Annotated in this window: 9 protein-coding genes; all 9 read left to right on the top strand. The window is 41.1% G+C overall.

Annotation, left to right across the window (positions count from 1 at the left end; all coding sequences use genetic code 11):
* Positions 1-18: 18 nt before the first annotated feature.
* Complete coding sequence (locus tag D1614_RS00935) at positions 19-1,056, top strand: acyltransferase family protein (RefSeq protein ID WP_206609883.1); 1,038 nt, start codon at positions 19-21, stop codon at positions 1,054-1,056.
* Positions 1,057-1,068: 12 nt separating this feature from the next.
* Positions 1,069-2,049, top strand: a complete 981-nt coding sequence (locus D1614_RS00940) for an alpha/beta hydrolase family protein (protein WP_119436004.1) — start codon at positions 1,069-1,071, stop codon at positions 2,047-2,049.
* 30 nt (positions 2,050-2,079) lie between these two features.
* On the top strand, positions 2,080-3,477 hold the full coding sequence (locus D1614_RS00945) for a Gfo/Idh/MocA family oxidoreductase (RefSeq protein ID WP_119436005.1): 1,398 nt from the start codon (positions 2,080-2,082) through the stop codon (positions 3,475-3,477).
* Between the two features lie 80 nt (positions 3,478-3,557).
* Entirely contained in the window at positions 3,558-6,329 is a 2,772-nt protein-coding gene (locus D1614_RS00950) for an alpha-L-rhamnosidase (RefSeq protein ID WP_119436006.1), read from the top strand.
* 24 nt (positions 6,330-6,353) lie between these two features.
* The gene (locus D1614_RS00955) at positions 6,354-9,701 is read left to right on the top strand and encodes a GH92 family glycosyl hydrolase (RefSeq protein WP_119436007.1); all 3,348 of its coding nucleotides are present in this window, start codon (positions 6,354-6,356) and stop codon (positions 9,699-9,701) included.
* A 173-nt stretch (positions 9,702-9,874) separates the two neighbouring features.
* A complete protein-coding gene (locus D1614_RS00960; protein ID WP_162304369.1) occupies positions 9,875-12,484 on the top strand; it encodes a glycosyl hydrolase family 95 catalytic domain-containing protein in 2,610 nt (869 codons plus the stop codon).
* Positions 12,485-12,598: 114 nt separating this feature from the next.
* Positions 12,599-14,809: a GH92 family glycosyl hydrolase gene (locus tag D1614_RS00965; protein WP_119436009.1), complete on the top strand. Its 2,211-nt coding sequence runs from the start codon at positions 12,599-12,601 to the stop codon at positions 14,807-14,809.
* A gap of 17 nt (positions 14,810-14,826) precedes the next feature.
* Positions 14,827-17,745, top strand: coding sequence for a glycoside hydrolase family 2 TIM barrel-domain containing protein (locus tag D1614_RS00970; protein ID WP_119436010.1), 2,919 nt, complete (start codon positions 14,827-14,829; stop codon positions 17,743-17,745).
* 49 nt (positions 17,746-17,794) lie between these two features.
* Positions 17,795-18,679, top strand: coding sequence for an alkaline phosphatase family protein (locus D1614_RS00975; protein WP_147383956.1), 885 nt, complete (start codon positions 17,795-17,797; stop codon positions 18,677-18,679).
* Positions 18,680-18,705: the final 26 nt, after the last annotated feature.

The following is an 18,705-nucleotide window of genomic DNA, read 5'->3' on the forward strand; positions in this document are numbered from 1 at the left end:
TTTTTCAGGGGACTAACCATGTTTTTGCTAATCGCCGAGTTTACCCGTTTATTTTGGTACATGCACGTTCCTGAGTTGGAAGGGACAGTAATTTATTTCCTTGGGAATCAATTGCGCCATCATCCGTGGCATGGTTTGCATGCATGGGATTTGGTTCAGCCTTTCTTTATGTTTATTGTGGGGGTAGCTATGCCTTTGTCATACGCCAAAAGAATTAAGAAAGGAGAAACACACTCCCAAATTTTTAAACACATAGCTCTTCGTTGTTTTTTACTTCTTTTTCTAGGATGGTTTTTGTCGTGTATTTCGGCCGGGAAAATTGTTTTCTTTTTCCAGAATGTACTGGCACAGCTTGCAGTAACCATACTGATTGCTTTTCTGATTATGCGCAAAAAGGTGGTTACTCAAATTCTGATATCTATCGGATTATTGGTTGTTACAGAATTACTTTACCGTTTCTTCTGGGTGGAAGGATTTGATCAGGCTTTCACTCCGGCTAAGAACTTTGGTGCCTGGGTGGATATGCAAATTTCCGGGGCGTTGTCGGGCGGGCACTGGGTGTCGTTTAATGCCATTCCAACGGCAGCTCATACCATTTGGGGTGTTTTGGCCGGAAAGCTTTTAATGAGCGACAAAACATACCGGTATAAATTGCAGGTATTGGTATTGGCCGGAATAGCCGGATTGGCCATTGGATATGGTTTGGATGCAGTAACTCCGATTATCAAAAGAATATCAACCTCAACTTTTGTTTTTGCAAGCGGCGGGTGGACTTTCCTGGCACTGTCATTTTCATTCTGGCTAATTGATATGATGAAAGTAAAAAAGGGTGTGAAATTTTTTGCCATTGTAGGAATGAACCCTTTGTTAATCTATCTATTCGCTCATGTTGGAGGTGCGCAACTGGTTCGGCAAGTTGTATTTCCTGTTGCTAATTCAGGATTAAGCTGGGCTGGCGAACTTACAGTAAATATAGTGGCAAGCATTATGGCGGCGATGGGCTTGTGGTACATCTGCTACTGGCTGTATAAACGTAAAATTTTCATAAAAATTTAGGAGGTAAGAAGGATGAATAAATGCATATTATCAATCGTTGTTCTAGCAATTATTCTTTCGGTGTATGAACCAGTAAAAGCATTTCCGGAAAAGCCGATCGAAACAACTTCAAAAAATGGCTGGAGCGAAGAATTCGATGTGGTAGAAATTGCTTCACATTCCGATGGATATGTGCACAAAGCGTATTTCTATCCGAGCAAATCTAAAACTCCCAAACCTCTTGTGGTAAGCTTGCATACATGGAGTGGCGACTATCGGCAAAGTGATCCGATTGCCAATTTAAGTCTTGCAAAAGACCTGAATTATATCCATCCCGATTTCAGGGGGCCTAATCGGACAAAGAATGCCTGTTGCAGCTGTTTGGCGCTAAAGGATATCGACGAGACAATTACTTACGCAATCGAAAACGGGAATGTTGACAAAGATAAAATTTATGTGATTGGTGAAAGCGGTGGTGGCTATGCCACATTAAGTTGTTTTATGAAGTCGAAACATGCTATTAAAAAGTTCAGTGCATGGGTTCCCATATCCAATTTGGTTGCGTGGTATAGTGAAAATATTATTCGAAACGAAAGTTATGCTGATGATATTTTAGGATGTACTCAATCAGAAAACGGGGTTTTAAACGAACAGGTTGCACGGGAGAAATCTCCTTTATTCTGGGAAACCCCGGTTGAAAAACTTGCCAATACTGAATTGCATATTCATGCAGGTGTTTACGACGGGTTGCAGGGAAGTGTCCCGATTACCCATTCCATAAATTTTTACAACAAGGTATTGTCAGATCTTGGCGTTCAGGATGAATCAAGATATGTTTCTGATAAAGAAAAACTGCATTTGCTGGAACATCGGAGTTCGCTGGGAGAATTTGGGATGATTGGTGACCGTGACGTATTTCTGCAAAAAAGATACGGAAACCTCAAACTTGTAATATTTAAAGGAAGGCATGAAATGCTTAGCGAATATGCCTTTTATGAGCTACTGAAAGACTAGTATCAATAAAAACATTAAAACTGAATAACAATGGAACTATCAAGACGAAAATTTTTAACTGCTGTAAGTATGTTGGCAGCAGGAGCTGTTCTTCCGGGAAATGCTTTTGGATTGGGAGAATCAAAAAAATTAAAAGTTGCACTCATTGGAGTTGGAATCCGTGGTGTTGATTTTTGGGGGAAAAGATTAGTCGATAAATACTCCGATATTCTGGAGTTTGTTGGTTTGTGCGACAATAATCCGGGAAGGCTCGAACATGCATTAAAATTTATGAACGTGTCGTGTCCTACCTTTTCCGACTTTGAAAAAATGGTGAACCAAACCAAACCCGATTTGGTAATTGTAACCACCCGCGACTGTAACCACCACGAGTTTATTATTAAAGGTTTGGAAATGGGCTGCGATGTATTAAGTGAAAAACCACTTACAACCGATGAAACGAAATGCCAGGCAATTATTGATGCCGAAAAGAAATCGAACAAAAACCTGATTGTTGGTTTTAACTACCGCTGGAGCCCTTACAATACAAAAGTGAAAGAATTGCTGCGCGATAATGCGATTGGTAAACTGACCTCGGTTGATTTTCACTGGTATCTGAACACCTATCATGGGGCTTCTTATTTCAGAAGGTGGCACGGTATAAAAGATCAGGGCGGGTCTCTTTGGGTGCACAAAGCTACTCACCATTTCGATTTGTTAAACTGGTGGATCGATTCTGATCCGGAAGAGGTTTTTGCATACGGTGATTTGGAACTTTACGGTAAAAACGGTCCTTTCAGGGGCAAAAATTGCAGGGTTTGCGAGCATAAAAACAAATGTGATTTTTATTGGGACATAACCAGGGAAAAATTCATGATGGATCTTTATGCCAACAATGAAAAATACGACGGATATATCCGCGACAATTGTTTGTTCCGCAACGAAATTGACATTTACGATAAAATGTCGGCGCAGGTTAAATACAAAAACAACGTGGTCGTAAATTATTCACTGACTACTTATTCGCCTTTCGAAGGTTGGAGGGTTTGCTTTAACGGCACAGATGGCCGGATTGAAGCATGGATTGATATCCCATACCAGGAAAAAATGTCGGTTGACCAGGCTGAAATGCATGCCCGCGAAATGGATCAGTCGGGAGCTGATATTGTTAGTGCTGAACCTGTTGTTGTCCATAATCTTTGGGAAGATTTTAAAATTATTAAAGTCAAGATGGAACGTGGAGGACACGGTGGTGGCGACAAACGCTTACACGACAAAGTATTTTTACATCCTGATAAAAAAGATGAATTTGACCGTGCTGCCGGTTTAAGGGACGGTGCCATGTCGGTTCTGATTGGGATTGGTGCAAGAAAGAGTATTGAAACTGGCAAACCTGTTCGCATTGAAAAACTGACAAGTTTAAAACCAGAAGTTAAAAGATTAGTGTAAGTAATTTTCTAATTCAACATTGCCCTTTTTAGGGCAATGTTGAATTCTGGGTTTTAATAAAATATCTACAAACATTATTAATGAAACGGTCTACAATCATCAGCCTAAGTTTTTTCATTTTCTTTTTTCTGCTAAATGTTAGTTGTGAAAGAAGTCCTCAAAATCTAGTAACCGAAACAAAGTGTCAATCAATAATTAATCCCATTGGGATTGATGTAAACCAGCCATCTTTTAGTTGGATTGTAGAAAGCACAGAAAGAGGTAAAAAGCAAATTGCTTATCAAATTCTTTTAGCAGACAATAAAGATGATATTAATCGAAATAGCGGCAATTACTGGGATTCCGGAAAGATTATTTCTGAGAAAAATCATTCTGTAATGTATCGTGGGAAAGCCCTGCAAAGTAATCAAACTTATTATTGGAAGGTCAGAATTTGGGATGAACAGGACGTTCCAACTGAATATAGCAAAACGACATTTTTTACAACTTCAATCCTCGATTCAGATGAATGGAAAGGCAAATGGATTGGTCGTGGAATAGCAAAAGCACCATTAAATGAAGAAGGTTTTTATCAGGAGAAAATTGAAGTTGATGCTGATGGTGATTCAATAAAATACAATGGCACTTCATTACTTCTTCGCAAAGAAATTCAGCTTGCAAAAACAGTCTCAAAAGCCTTAGTAAATGTGAGTGGACTTGGTTTTTACGAGTTCTCTATAAACGGGAAAAGAGTTGGCGACAGAGTACTGAATCCTGCAAAAACAAATTATACCCAGCTTGTTTTATTCGATACTTATGAGGTTTCAGAACTTCTGGATAAAGGAGAAAATGTATTGGGTATTATGGTTGGAAATGGCTGGTTCGACCCGATTCCAAAATGGTGGAGCTGGCGGATGCAATGGTTCGGCGAAAAACAGGCAATGTTGAATATGCACATTACTTATAAAGATGGCAGCACCGAAGTTATTACTACCGATAATACATGGAAAATAGCAGATGGTCCGATACGCCATCACTGTATTTATGATGGCGAAACTTATGATGCCACAAAAGAAATAGCCGATTGGGGCAAGCCTGGTTTTGACGATTCGAAATGGGAATCAGCAAAAAATGTAGAGGCTCCTAAAGGAAAATTTACAGCCCAAATAATGCCAGCAATTAAACGTGTAGAAACCATAAAACCTCTTTCAGTTACGTATCCGAACGACAGTATTTCTGTTGTGAATTTCGGGCAGAATTTTTCCGGTTGGGTCAGGATAAAAGTAAGAACAGAAAGAGGACAGAAAACAATAATCCGGTTTGCTGAAAATAGTAAAGATGGCATGATTGATACAAAAAGCAATGATAAAGCTGTTACAACTGATACCTATATTGCCAAAGGCGAAAAAGAAGAAATTTTCGAACCGCGTTTTACGTATCACGGATTCCAATATGTTGAAGTTAGTGGCTTGCCGTATCAATTAGAAGCAGAAGATATTGAGGCGGTTGTGGTTCATTCGGCTGTTGAGCAAACCGGTTCGTTCGAATGTAGCAATGAGCAAATAAACAACATCCACAAGGCCGTGTTGTGGTCATACAGGTCAAATCTGATGGGCTACCCAACCGACTGCCCGCAGCGCGAAGAAAGGCTTGGTTGGATTGGTGATGCACATGTGGTTGCAGAAGCCGGGATTTATAATTTTGAAGTCAACCAGTTTTATAACAAATGGCTGGATGACATCCGTGTTAATCAGGATAAAAACAACGGCTATATTCCTTACATAGCGCCCCGCCCGATTTCAAATGGCGATCCTGCATTTTCGTGGAGTAGTGGTTATCATCTTATTGCCTGGTACCATTACCTGTATTATGGCGATAAAAAAATTCTGGAAGAAAATTATGAGGCAATGAAAAAATATGTGGATTATCTTTCGACATTGGCCGACAAATATATTCTTCCAAATGATAAATACGGCGATTGGGTTTCTCCTCTTGATGGATGGAAACGGGGAACTCCGGCGTCAATTTCAACCGGATATTATTATTATAATTCTTCTATTGTAGCAAAAGCCGCTAAAATATTAGGGAACAATGAAGATTCTAAAACATATGGAACTCTTTCTGAAAATATAAAAACAGCTTTTTATCAGCATTTTTACAATGCTGAAACAAAGAATTATGAAGAGGGAAGCCAGTTTTCAAATTCGTTTGCGTTGTTTCTTGGGCTTGTTCCTGAAAGTGAAAAAGAAGCTGTTTTAAACAACCTGGTGAACGATATTGTAAATACACACGATACACATCTAACGACAGGCATTCTTGGAACAAAATATTTAATGGAACTGTTGTCGCGCGAGGGCAGGAGCGATGTTGCCTGGGCGCTGGCTACCCAAACAACTTTTCCAAGTTGGATTGATATGCTCAAAGACCGGACTACGCTGTCTGAAAAATGGGATAAAAGCGGGTCAAGCAATCATGTTATGTTGGGCAGTATCGATTCCTGGTTTTATCAAACATTGGCTGGTATTCAGGTGCAGGAAGATGCTCCCGGTTTTAGTGAGTTTGTTATTAAGCCTTTTATGCCTGAAGATTTATCATGGGTGAAAGCATCGGTGAAAACAGTAAAAGGTACCGTAAAATCAGAATGGAGCATAAAAAATGGGAATTATCATCTTAACATTCAGGTTCCTTTTGGTAGCGAAGCTATTGTATATATCATTGGAGATAATCCGGATAATATAAGTGAAAGTGGACATCCTGTTGAGCAGGCAGAAAATGTCGAATTTCTATGGAAAGAAGATAATTATACTGTTTTCAAGGTCGGTTCAGGAGAGTACAGCTTTGGTTCCTCCTCCGCATATAAAAATATAAAATGAAATTATTAGTGTAACTAAACTAACATGAATATAACTAAACCCAAAATATTAATACTGTTTGCGATAATACTTGCGTCACAGATTCTTTCTTGCGTTCAACAAGAAAAACAGCCTGTTGATTATGTCGATCCTTTTATTTGTACGCAAGACGATCACGGTCATTGGCACCCTTCGGCATTGGCTCCGTTTGGTTTGGTTAAATTGGGACCAGATACTTACCCTGGAAGTTTAAAAGCTGATGGCGATTTCGGAAAATCGGGCTATAATTATTCAGATGATATGGTGCGTGGATTTTCGCATTCACACAAAGGTAGTTCTGGTGGTGGCCCCATATGCGACCGTGCCGGAAGGTTATCAATTATGCCTTTTACCAAAACGCCAACTTCTGAATTTCTTTCAAATCCTCTGGCTTCAATCGATAAGAGAACGGAAAAAGCAAGTCCGGGGTACTACTCCGTTAATTTTGCCGACCGCGAAATCATTGCCGAGCTTACTGCTTCTACTCATGTTGGTTTTCATAAATACATTTTTGAAGAAGGAAAGAATGCGCAAATTTTCCTGAATGAAGGTAACAAAGAACGCAGTGCATACATTTCAGTAAAAAAGGTGAATGATTACCGTCTGGAAGGTTACCTGGCATATTACGCAGGGATTTATTTTACCGTTGAATTTAATCAGCCAATAACTTCTTTTAAAACATGGGACGGGAAAAAACTGGAACAGCATTCTGCCATTGATAAACAAAATGATGGTGGTGTTGTGTGCGATTTTGGAGACCTGAAAGGGGAAGCTCTTTTAATAAAAGTTGGCTTGTCGTTGACCGGTAACGAGGCTGCTCAGGAAAACCTATTGGCGGAATGCCCTGATTGGAATTTCAATAAAATAAAAAGACAAACTTCTGATTTGTGGAATAAGCAATTGAGTGCAATTACTGTAGAAGGTAAGAATGAGGAAGACAAAACCATTTTTTATACGGCATTGTATCACTCTTGTTTTCTCCCAATTATTCAGTCTGATGTGGATGGTAATTATAGGGGCATTGATAGAGAAGTTCATAAAGCTGAAGGTTATAAGCATTATAATGGTTATGCGTTTTGGGATTCGTTCCGGTCAAAATATCCGCTTTACAGTCTTTTTGCTCCTGATGTTTACAGGGATATTGTAAAGTCCTTGCGCGATATGTATTTCCAGGCAGGCGACTGGAGTCCATTCCCGGAAAGTACGCACAAACCACATAGCAGTGGGTTTTTAGTAAGAGGAAAGACCGGAGGATTGGCACATAGTTCGTGCCGCCACGAGCACATGCTGATGGTAATGACTGATGCCTATTTTAAAAACTTATTCGATATCGAACTTGAGACGGTTTATCCGCATATCCGTAAAGAAACCATGTTGCAGATGCCGGAAAAGTATGACGAAATAGGATATATTCCTGCTCGTCCTGACCAAACCGGTGAATACAGTTGGGATAGCTGGAGTGTGGCACAATTAGCAAAAGAACTGGGGAATGAGGACGATTATAAGTATTTCATGAAACGCTCGGAATATTGGCGAAATACCTGGGATCCGTCCATCAAATTTTTCAGGGCAAGAGCCGCTGATGGTTCCTGGCTCGATTTTCCTGAAGATCGCACTATAAACCGGGAAAAATACACCTATGAAGGAACAAAATGGCAATTCAGATGGAATGTATTACACGATGTTGATGCCATGATTGATTTATTCGAGGGCAAAGAAAATTTTGTGGATTCGTTAAACTATTTTTTTGAAAATGATTTATATACAGCAGGAAATCAAATTGATTTGCACATTCCCTTCCTGTACAATTTCGCTGGAGCCCCCTGGCTAACCCAAAAGTGGGTGCATAAAATATTAAAAGAGCCAATGGTGCAGCTTTATGCGACACATGGTTTTTTTCCGGAACCAATTTACAGCCGCATTTACAAAGCTACTCCCGATGGGTATTTGCAGGAAATGGATTGCGATTATGGTTGTATGGCATCGTGGTATAATATGAGCGCGATGGGTTTGTTTCAGGTTTGTCCCGGAGATCCGGTTTACCAGATCAGCTCCCCGATTTTTGATAAGATAACAATTCAGGCTGACCCGAAAGTGAAGGATGGAAAAGCATTTGTCATCAAGGCTAAAAACCTCAGTAAAGACAATCATTTTATTCAGTCGGCAACCTTAAATGGAGAACCAATTAACCGCTGTTGGATCAAACATGATGAAATTGCAAAAGGTGGAGAGCTGGTTCTTGAAATGGGACCGGAACCAAATAAGCTGTGGGGAACAGATGACAATACTGACTTATCTTCAATCAAAGAACTAAATAAGGCAAATATAAATCATCAAAACCTGATGGTCTATTATGACGATGATGGAAAAGAACAGCCGATTAAAAGTAGTAAGGACTGGGAAAAACGTAAAGAACATATTCTAAAGGGAATGCAAGAGGCAATGGGACCTTTGCCGGTAATCGATAAAAATACTCCGGAACTGGATGTAAAAATACATGAGACAGTTAAAACGGATTTGTTTGAACGTCGTAAAATTTCTTTACAGGTTGAAGAAGACCACCGGCTTTATGCATACCTGTATGTTCCTGCAATTCTTGGAGAGGGAGAAAAGCTCGCGGCTATGTTGGTTTGCCATTCAACACATAAGCAAGGTAAAGATGTTACAGCGGGTTTAACTTCAAAAAAGAATCGTTCGTGTGCCTTGGAACTTGCCCGTCGCGGGTATGTAGTAATAGCTCCTGACTACCCCTCCTTTGGCGATGATTCAACCTATAATTTTGCGACCGATCAGTACATTTCGGGGAGTATGAAGGGGATTTATAACCATATGCGCTGCGCAGACTATTTATCTTCTTTGGATTTTGTAGATGAAAACAGGCTTGGTGTTATTGGTCATTCTTTGGGGGGGCATAACAGCATGTTTGTTGCTGCTTTCGATCAGCGTTTTAAAGCTATTGTTGCCAGTTGTGGATGGACACCTTTTCATAATTATTACAATGGCAACATTGAAGGATGGACATCGGATGTATATATGCCGTTATTAAGCGATGTATATCAGCTTGATCCTGATCTGGTTCCGTTTGATTTTTATGAAGTTGTTGGGGCATTGGCTCCCCGCGCCTTTTTTTCGAATTCCCCGATTCATGACAGTAATTTTGAGGTTCAGGGAGTGAAAAATGCCATTACTGAAGCCCGAAAAGTGTATGCCTTATATGGAGCAGAACAAAAGCTTCAGGTGCGTTATCCGGATGATAAACATGATTTTCCGGAACAAGTTCGTGCTGAAGCTTATAATTTTTTAGACCAGGTTCTTGAACATGTGCCGGTTGTTACTCAATTGGTTGATTATTAAAGTACACATATAAGTAAGAAAATCATTATACATCAATAGAAATATAAAAGTACGATTCTTTAAAAACTAAAATCGGAGGATAACTAATGAGGTATATCTTTTTACTGGTCGTTAATCTGACTATAATTACTGCAGTAGCGCAAATACATAAAATTGAGACGCCTGAAAGTGGAATGCAAAATACTATCGCGTTTGATGGAAAAGAATTAAGGATTGATCAGTCGGCTTTCCTGTCTCAGCACGATATTGTTTATCGGTCGCCAGCCACCGAAGGTTACAATGGTTTCCCCATCGGTAACGGAGATTTAGGTGCCATGAGCTGGACTCCGGCTGATCGGATTCATTTTCAGATAAATAAAACCAATACCTGGGACGATGCGCCTGATGGGATGTTCAGTCCGTGGGAAGACCGGAATAATCCTGAAAAATCGGAGATGTTTACTTCTTTAAGAAGTTGTGGACAATTGATGATTGAACCTGGATTACCAGCATTCGACTGGATGTATCTTGAAGATTTTGAAGGGCGGCTTTCATTGGCTGATGCAGAGGCATCGTGGAAAGCAGAAGGTCCGTTGGGTAAAATCGAATGCCGTTCGTTTGTTGCCGGAGGTGATATTCCGGTAATGGTGGTTCATTATGAAGATGAGCTGAGCGAAGCTGTTGAACGGCGGGTAAAATTGGCACGTTGGGGAAGCCGGGTGTTTGAACACTGGTATCAGTTTTTTAGGCGCGATTTTCATTTGGGAAATGAAGGAACTGAAGTTGGGAACGAAGGCGACGAAATCTGGATAATACAACCAACCCGCAGTCTGAAGTTTGCCATGGCAGCAAAACTTGTGGGGCAAAATATAACAGCACAAAAGTTTAACAACCGCGAAGCTGGTTATGTGATGAATCCCGGGAATAATTGTTCATTTGATGTATTTATTTCGGTGGTGACCAGCGAAGAGGCTGACGACCCGCTGGCAAAAGCCCGTGAAAATGTACGGGCAGCAGCAGAAGCCAGTGCTGGGAAAATGTATGCGGAACATAAAGAAAGGTGGGCTGATTTTTGGGCGAAAAGTTTTATCGACATTCCTGATGATTACATTGAAAACCTTTGGTATATGAACCTTTACCAGGTTGGTTCTTCTGCCCGGGGCGATTATCCTCCACATTTTATCAACAGCATCTGGTCGTGGAACCGAGACGTGCGCCCCTGGAACCATTACTACCAGTGGAACCAGCAAATTTATACCTGGCCGTTGCATACATCGGGGCATCCTGAGCTGATGATGCCTTACGCAAAATGGAAACGAGAAGGATTGGAAAAGGCAATTAAAACCGCAAAGCTGGCACACGGCGTTGATGGGGCTTTTTACAGCGATGTATCCGACCGGCACGGAAATCAGGGAGTGGGAGAAGGAGCAAGTGAAGTAAGCAACAGTTTTGGTTCGTCGGGACTGATGGCAATGGATCTTTGGCGTCATTATCAATACACGCTCGATGATGAGTATCTGAAAGAATACGGCTACCCGGTAATGAGGGAGGTAGTACGTTTATATACCAATATCCTTCAGAAAGAAGACGATGGAATGTACCATATTCCGAAGGCACTGCCGTTTGAGTCTCCCAAAGACCGTCTCAGCAAAAATACAACCAATGATTTGGCTTCCATCAGAAATTTGTTTCCTGCATTTGTAGAGGCATCCAAAAAACTAAAACAGGACAAGCAACTTCGTTTAAAAGCACAGGAAATGGTTGCCAATCTTGCTCCTTTTGTTTTAACCACCATTCCTAAAGAAGCCAAACCCTGGGGGCCTGTTAATGTTGGAGATACAATAATTGCCTATGGTACCAGATTGAGAACCGGAGAACCCGGAGAACCCTGGGTAACCCGCCCTTATTGGTTGCCAAATGCTCCAATCGAAATGCCTTGTAGTTTCCATCCGATAAATGCGCAGCTATCGCCGGTATTTCCGGCCAACCTTATTACATTGGATGATAAAGGAACTCCGCTTTTTAATGCCTGCCGCAACATGGCTTTAAGTTTCGATCCGCTACCAAATAACGGGCATTCGCTTATTCCGATTAGTTATGCTCGTTTGGGAATGAGTGAATTTTTGCCCGATCTGCTGGAACGATGGGTCGATGAATTCCAACTCTTTTCACAAGGGCACTTTTGTTACTTTAAACGTGACTTTATCGATTATGTCGAAAAAGGGATGCACGATGAATTGTACAGTTCAGCCGAACATACAATCAGGGGATTGACCAATAATGTCAGGGTTATGTTTAACGACCCGGAAGAAAAAATAGGCCTGTTGCGACAGCCCTTTGCACATATGGCTCTTGAACCGGGGTCTGTACTGGAAGCCGCAATCAATGAGATGTTGTTACAAAGCCACGGTGGCAAAATCCGTGTTTTTCCGGCAGTTCCTGAAGATTGGACAAGTCGTTTTAAATTACATGCACGAGGTGGTTTCGAGGTGATTTCGGAGCGTGCCGGCGGAGAAGTCAAATACATTGTTGTTAAAAGTTTAAAAGGTCAAAACTGCCGTGTTGTAAATCCGTGGGACGATGGTCAGGAAGTGCGGGTAAGACAGGTTGGTTCAACTAAAAATCTGTTCAAAAAAACGGAGGTAAACGAATTGACCTTTAAAACAGAGGCAGGAAAAACCTACATTATTGATCGAGTAAATAAACCAGTTTCTTCATTTGAGCTTCAGGTGATTAGTGGTATCAAAAACATGGATGCAAAGATAAAGGGACGTGCGCGTATTGGCATCCCGCGACAATTCTAATTAAATCCTTTTAGTATAAGAAAGATTTTATATAAAACAATCCACAAGAGCAAAAGCTCATACAAAACGAAAATGTATACGCATGAAAATATCAACCTATTATCAGAATGAAACATGAATAAAATAATTAGAAAAGGAATTATTTTTTTGACGATCTTATTTTTAATAGGATGCTCTAATGTCGATGATAAAAAAATCGACCCGCTGAAATATGTCGACCCGTTTATTTGCACAGAAGGCGACAATGGCCAGTTATATCCCGGGCCCGTATATCCGTTTGGCTTGGTACACCTGTCGCCCGAAACCGAGGGCGATTCACATGTGGGTTACTATTACGAAGATAAGTTTATCGAAGGTTTTTCGCATTTGCGTATTGGAGGAGCCGGCTCAAGAGGAAAAGGCGGCGGTTTATTGATAAAACCGGGTGTTGGAAAATTTTCGAATAAGATTGAAGAATTTCGTGAGCTTTATATAAAATCCGAGGAAGAAGCAGAGGTTGCTTATTATAAAACGGTTTTACAGTCCGGAGTGAAAGCAGAACTCACCGCAACCGAGCGGGTTGGTTTTCACCAGTATTCTTTTCCTAAAGAAAAAAAGACAGACCGGTATATTGCGGTTGACTTGTCGCATAGTTATGTGGGGATGTTGGACGCTAACCTGAATGTCCTGAATAATAATGAAATCACGGGGATGATTAAATCGAAACACAACAATGGGGGAGGACACCACCGTTTGTTTTTTGCTATTGTTGCAGATGTTCCTTTTGAATCATTTACCAGTTGGCAGGGCGATAATGTTGGGGAAGGTCAGGCCACTCGCAACGGAAATGACATTGGTGTTTGGTTAAAATTTCCGGAGGAGGGTAAGAATGTAGTCAGGCTGAAAGTGGGAATGTCGCCAATAAGCGAAGAGCAGGCCATGTTTGAGGCCAAAAATGAAACTAAAGGCTGGGACTTCAACAAAGTCAGAAATCAAACTGCTGAAGTATGGAGAGAAAAACTTTCGAAAGTGGAAGTAAAAAGCGATTCTGAAGAATTCAAGACTTTGTTCTACACGCATTTGTACCATTCGTACCTGGTTCCGAACAATGCCACTTCATCCACGGGCGAATATGTCAGGGCCCATCACCTCGATTCTGTTTGTAAAACGAAAAGCACAGCCCCCGATTTTATGTACTATTCTTGCTGGAGCCTTTGGGACGATTTTCGAAAATACACCCTGGTTTCGTTGCTCGAACCGGATGTGGTGAAAAATATTGCCCGTTCGCTGGTTGATTACTATGGAACCCGCCCCGATTGGATTACCACATCAAATGCAGGCGACGGAAGCTGGCCAACACCAACCATTCGTATGGAATTTACCAGTCCGGTAATTATGGATGCCTATGCCAAAGGTTTGGGCGATTTTGATAAAGAAATTGCTTTCCAGGGAATGTTGAGAGATTACGAAAAATACGCTACAGGCAACGTTAGTGCTAAACTTGAGAAAGCCTACCATGCTTATGTTGCCCTGAAAATGGCTGAAGCGTTAGGGAAAACTGAACATATCGAACAATTAAAAGCCGGAGCCGATGCCTATAAAAACATCTGGTGTAACCAGCAAAAAGACAACCAGGGGAATGTTCGCGGATTTTTTACTCCCGATGGAAATCCGGTGCCCGATGTGGAAGAATTTGAACTCTATGTTTACGAAGGTAATTTGTGGCACTACCGCTGGTTTGTTCTTCACGATATAGATGGATTAATCGACCTGCGCGGAAGTAAAGAGGCTTTGTCTGATGATTTGGAATATTTCTTTGAGAATGATTTTTACATGCACCTGAATGAGCCGGATATTCATTATCCCTATTTATTTAATCTTTTAGGAAAGCCTTACCTGACTCAGAAATGGATACGCACTTTTACCACCAAAGAAGTTACGCAGTTGTATCACAATCATGGCTTTTTCGACGAGCCAATTGTGAAACGAATTTACCGTGCTGACCCGGAAGGTTATATCGAATCGATGGATGACGATGCCGGTACGATGGCTTCGTGGTGGGTAATGAGCGCCATGGGCCTGTTCCAGTTAGACCCGGTACAACCCCAGTATTTAATTGGTTCTCCAATTTTTCCTGAGTTAACCATTCATCACGACAGCGGAACGAAATTTAAAATTATAGCCAATAATGTGAGCGAAGACAACTTTTACATTCAATCGGCAAAACTAAATGGCGAGCCGTATAATAAGCCCTGGATTGATTATTCAACAATTATCGACGGTGGAACAATAGAGTTTGAAATGGGACCTGAGCCCAATAAGCAGTGGGGAACAAACAATAACTAACAATTCAGAAAGTGAAGATGAAACGGATAAAAAAGATAATTGTAATTACATTCATTTGCATGTCAATATTTGATTTGAAGGGGCAGAACCTTTCCCGTTCTTTTGAAATGAGGTATTTCACAAATGATTCACAGGCCAACGGCGAAACCGATTTTTTGGGCGAGACCGAATGGATGACAACAGACCAACGCATTGATTTTTTAAAAGAATATGCACAGGTTGCCTCCAATTTTTTTGATAATCCAGGGCTGGATAAACAGATAGTAACCGACGGTGAAATCAACGATTTGTTGAATGAAATTAAACCGCAACCATTAACTTCTGTGCGAAAAACCCTTCGACTCGATAACTGGAAAGCCTACGGTTACCGGAAAGGGCAGGATGTAGAAAAACAACGGGGCCTGCAGGAATGGAAAAGCAGCTACGGGGCTTCTGTTAGTGATGGAGCACTGATGGTGGAAAATTCAACAATAACACGTGTTATCGACTCGCTTAGCTGGCGGTTTAAATTGGAAACATCTGTTAAAATAGAAAAAGGCAGTTCTTGCACGATTAGTCTTCTTGATAGAAATAATAAAGCTATTGTTTTCGGGCTAAACGGAAATAAGTTGATTTATGGTTCTGAAAACAAAATCAGGGACGAATTAAACGCAAATAACACTGATTGGGTAAAATTAAAAATCGATGGAGACCTGACACAGAAACGTTTTAGCCTGTATATAAACGACAAACGCATTCAATATTACATTCCGCATATGGATACTTCTGTAGAAGTTATCACGCAGTTTTCTATTGAATCGAAAGGGATTTCTTTTATCGATGATGTATTTATTTTCAATCATACACCAACCGACCAGGTTCGGTATCCTTATGTTTCCGAAGTTGTTCTGGATGAAAATTTTCAGGAAAAGCCCAATGTTGATGACTGGTACAGTTTCGATTTCGACGACAAACACTGGGAAACCGTAAAATTACCTTCAGTACACGGGGGATTACGCGAAAAAGAGGAAGCCTATTTCCTGAGAAATAAAGTTGAAACGGGTGATTTTCAACGGGCAGTCTTAAAACTCGAAACCCTCGACCCTGGCGGTGAAATCTGGGTGAACGGGCAGGTGGTCGGCGTGGTTACAAATCGGCATCCGGTTGAACTGGATATTACCAGGCAGCTTAAAAAGAACAGCGAAAATATGATTGCTGTAAAAGTGAACCCTTATAAAATGAATTATCCGATGGTGCACAGCCCTACCGACCATTATATTGGCTGGTTTCTGGGGCGCACAACGCTTGAACTTTCGCACCGCTGTAAAATAACTGATGTGTTGGTGCATACAAAAGAGATTGGAGGAAAAGCAACGCAGGTTCACCGGGTCAACATTCATTATCCTACCCGCGATTATTTCGAGGGCAGTGTTGAAATAAACTATTATCCATGGTTTCCAGAAGAAGGCGACAAGGTGGCAACGGTTTCCCGGAAGTTGAGCATACCGGCAAGGATTGAAAATGAATACACGATAGAATGCGAAATTCCTTCTCCCAGACTCTGGAGTTTTGATAATCCTTCGTTGTATAAAGTTGAGGTTATTTTAAAAGATACGCTGGGAAATGCGGTTGATGATTTTGTGACTACTACCGGCATTCGTACCCTTGAGCAAAAAAACAGCGATTTTTATGTGAACAACAAACCCGAAATGCTAAACGGGGCGCAAATTATGGGCTTCCGCACACCCATTGAAACAACCGCCAAATACAATCGCTGTGCACCATGGGAAACTGTGGCCGAAGAATTGCTGATGCTGAAGAAGATGGATGCAAACCTTTTGCGCTTGCATGTGCATGCTGAAAAAGATACCGTGGACGGCATAAACGATCCCCGTTTTGCAGAGTTTGGTGACCAGATGGGAATCATGTTTATCTGGCAAACTGCTGCTTTTATTCGTGAAGGTGAAGCCTGGAATGTCGATTTCGATGGGTTTCCAAAATATATCAAACAGGTGTACAATCATCCGAGCATTGTAATGTGGGAAGCATCGAACCACCCGAATAAATTCCATAATCACGATATTTCGGCTACCCATGGCTACGTGGAAAAGATTTACCATACAATTTATTCTACCGACCAAAGCCGTATTATTTCTCCGACCTCGGCATGGGATCTTACCCATTATGGAAATACCAAGGGAACAATCGATCATAAAGGCAACCCGATAACAGCAGTGCCGCAATATACTGCGCATCGCGTAACCCGTGGTAACCAGGATGCTTATACCGGGTACGGGAAAAAATGGACTGAATTACGTAAAGCTCCCTACCAATGGGCGGCTTCCTGTTTGAAGGACAGTGCCCGGGCATATTTTAATTTCGAACACGAAGAGTCAGTGGGGCAGCCCAACTGGGAACTGTGCAAAGGAAAACCGTGGTATCTGTTGCAATCGTACGAGTATTACTATAATGCACAGAGTGTTGGGCGGCATTTAACGGCAGAAGAATGGAGGGAAAGCCAGGCTTGGCAGGCTTTTTCAGCCTGGGAATCGATGAAAAAGCAAATGCTGCTGGGCTATGATGGTTTTTCGTGGTGCTGTCTGCGTGGCGGTGCCAATATGGGAACCTACAAGAAACCTCTGATTGATAACTTGCGCCACCCGAAACTGGCCTATTATACCAACAAAATGGTATTCAAACGTACCTGGGCCGGAAGCGATAACGTGGATGTAGTTTACGGACCGGAGGATAAAATCAGTCCGGTAATCCATCATTTGGGCGATGCCACAAAAGTTAATCTTTCCGTTCTCCTTAAAAACAGTGAGGATAAAACAATTGACAAGAAAATCTACAAAGATATTGAGCTGGAAGAAGGCCGGACGGTTAAAAAACTTGATGCTTTCAGGTTTAAAAAAGTGCCAGAGGAAATTTATACTATAGAATACATTATTGATTAGAAATATTAAAGACAGGTATTATGGGAACATAAGCCTTAAAAAGATTAAGATGAAATTTAAAACAAACTTACTTTCAAGAAAAATGTTCGGCATAATTAGCCTGGCATTGTTATTTGTATCCTGCAATGTAAAAGAGAACAAGGTATTGATAATAGGAATTGACGGTTGCCGTCCCGACTCTTTCATAAAAGCAAATACGCCCAGTTCCGATAGTTTGATGAAAACCGGAGCCTACACTTTTAATGCAAAAACCGATGAAATAAGTTCCAGTGGAATTTGCTGGACAGGCATGCTTACCGGGGTTTGGCACGATAAACACAAGGTGGTTACCAATAGCTATAAAAATCCCAATATTGGAGAGTACCCGCATTTTTTCAGAAGGGTAAAACAATTTAATCCTGAGTTAAAAACATATTCGGTTATTCAGTGGACTGCCATTCATAAAATTCTTCAGGAAGGTGATGCAGATGTGGTGAAAACTTTTGGTAATGATGATCTGGTAACCGATGAAGTGGTTCGAAACCTGACAAATGAGGATGTGGATGTAATATTTGTTCAACTCGACGATGTGGACCATGCCGGGCATAAATACGACTACGTGCCGGAAAGTGAAAATTATATTCAGGCGGTAGAAAAAGCCGATTCACAAATTGGGAGAATGGTAAATGCGTTGAAGAAAAGGGAAAACTACAAAAATGAAAACTGGCTGGTTATTGTTTCTACCGACCATGGGGGAAGTAATTTCGGACATGGCCAGAATATCCCGGAACACACCACCATCTTTTACATTGCTTCGGGCGAAAATGCTACCCGGGGAGAGATTACAGAGCAGGTAAATGTTGTTGATGTTTGTATTACGGCAATGAAACATCTGGGAATGGAGATAAAAGAAGAATGGAGCCTGGATGGGAAAGTTGTAGGATTAATAAATTAGGTTTTGTGTTGAACACCATATTTTTC

This window comes from Maribellus luteus, from assembly GCF_003576475.1.
Classification (GTDB): Bacteria; Bacteroidota; Bacteroidia; order Bacteroidales; family Prolixibacteraceae; genus Draconibacterium; species Draconibacterium luteum.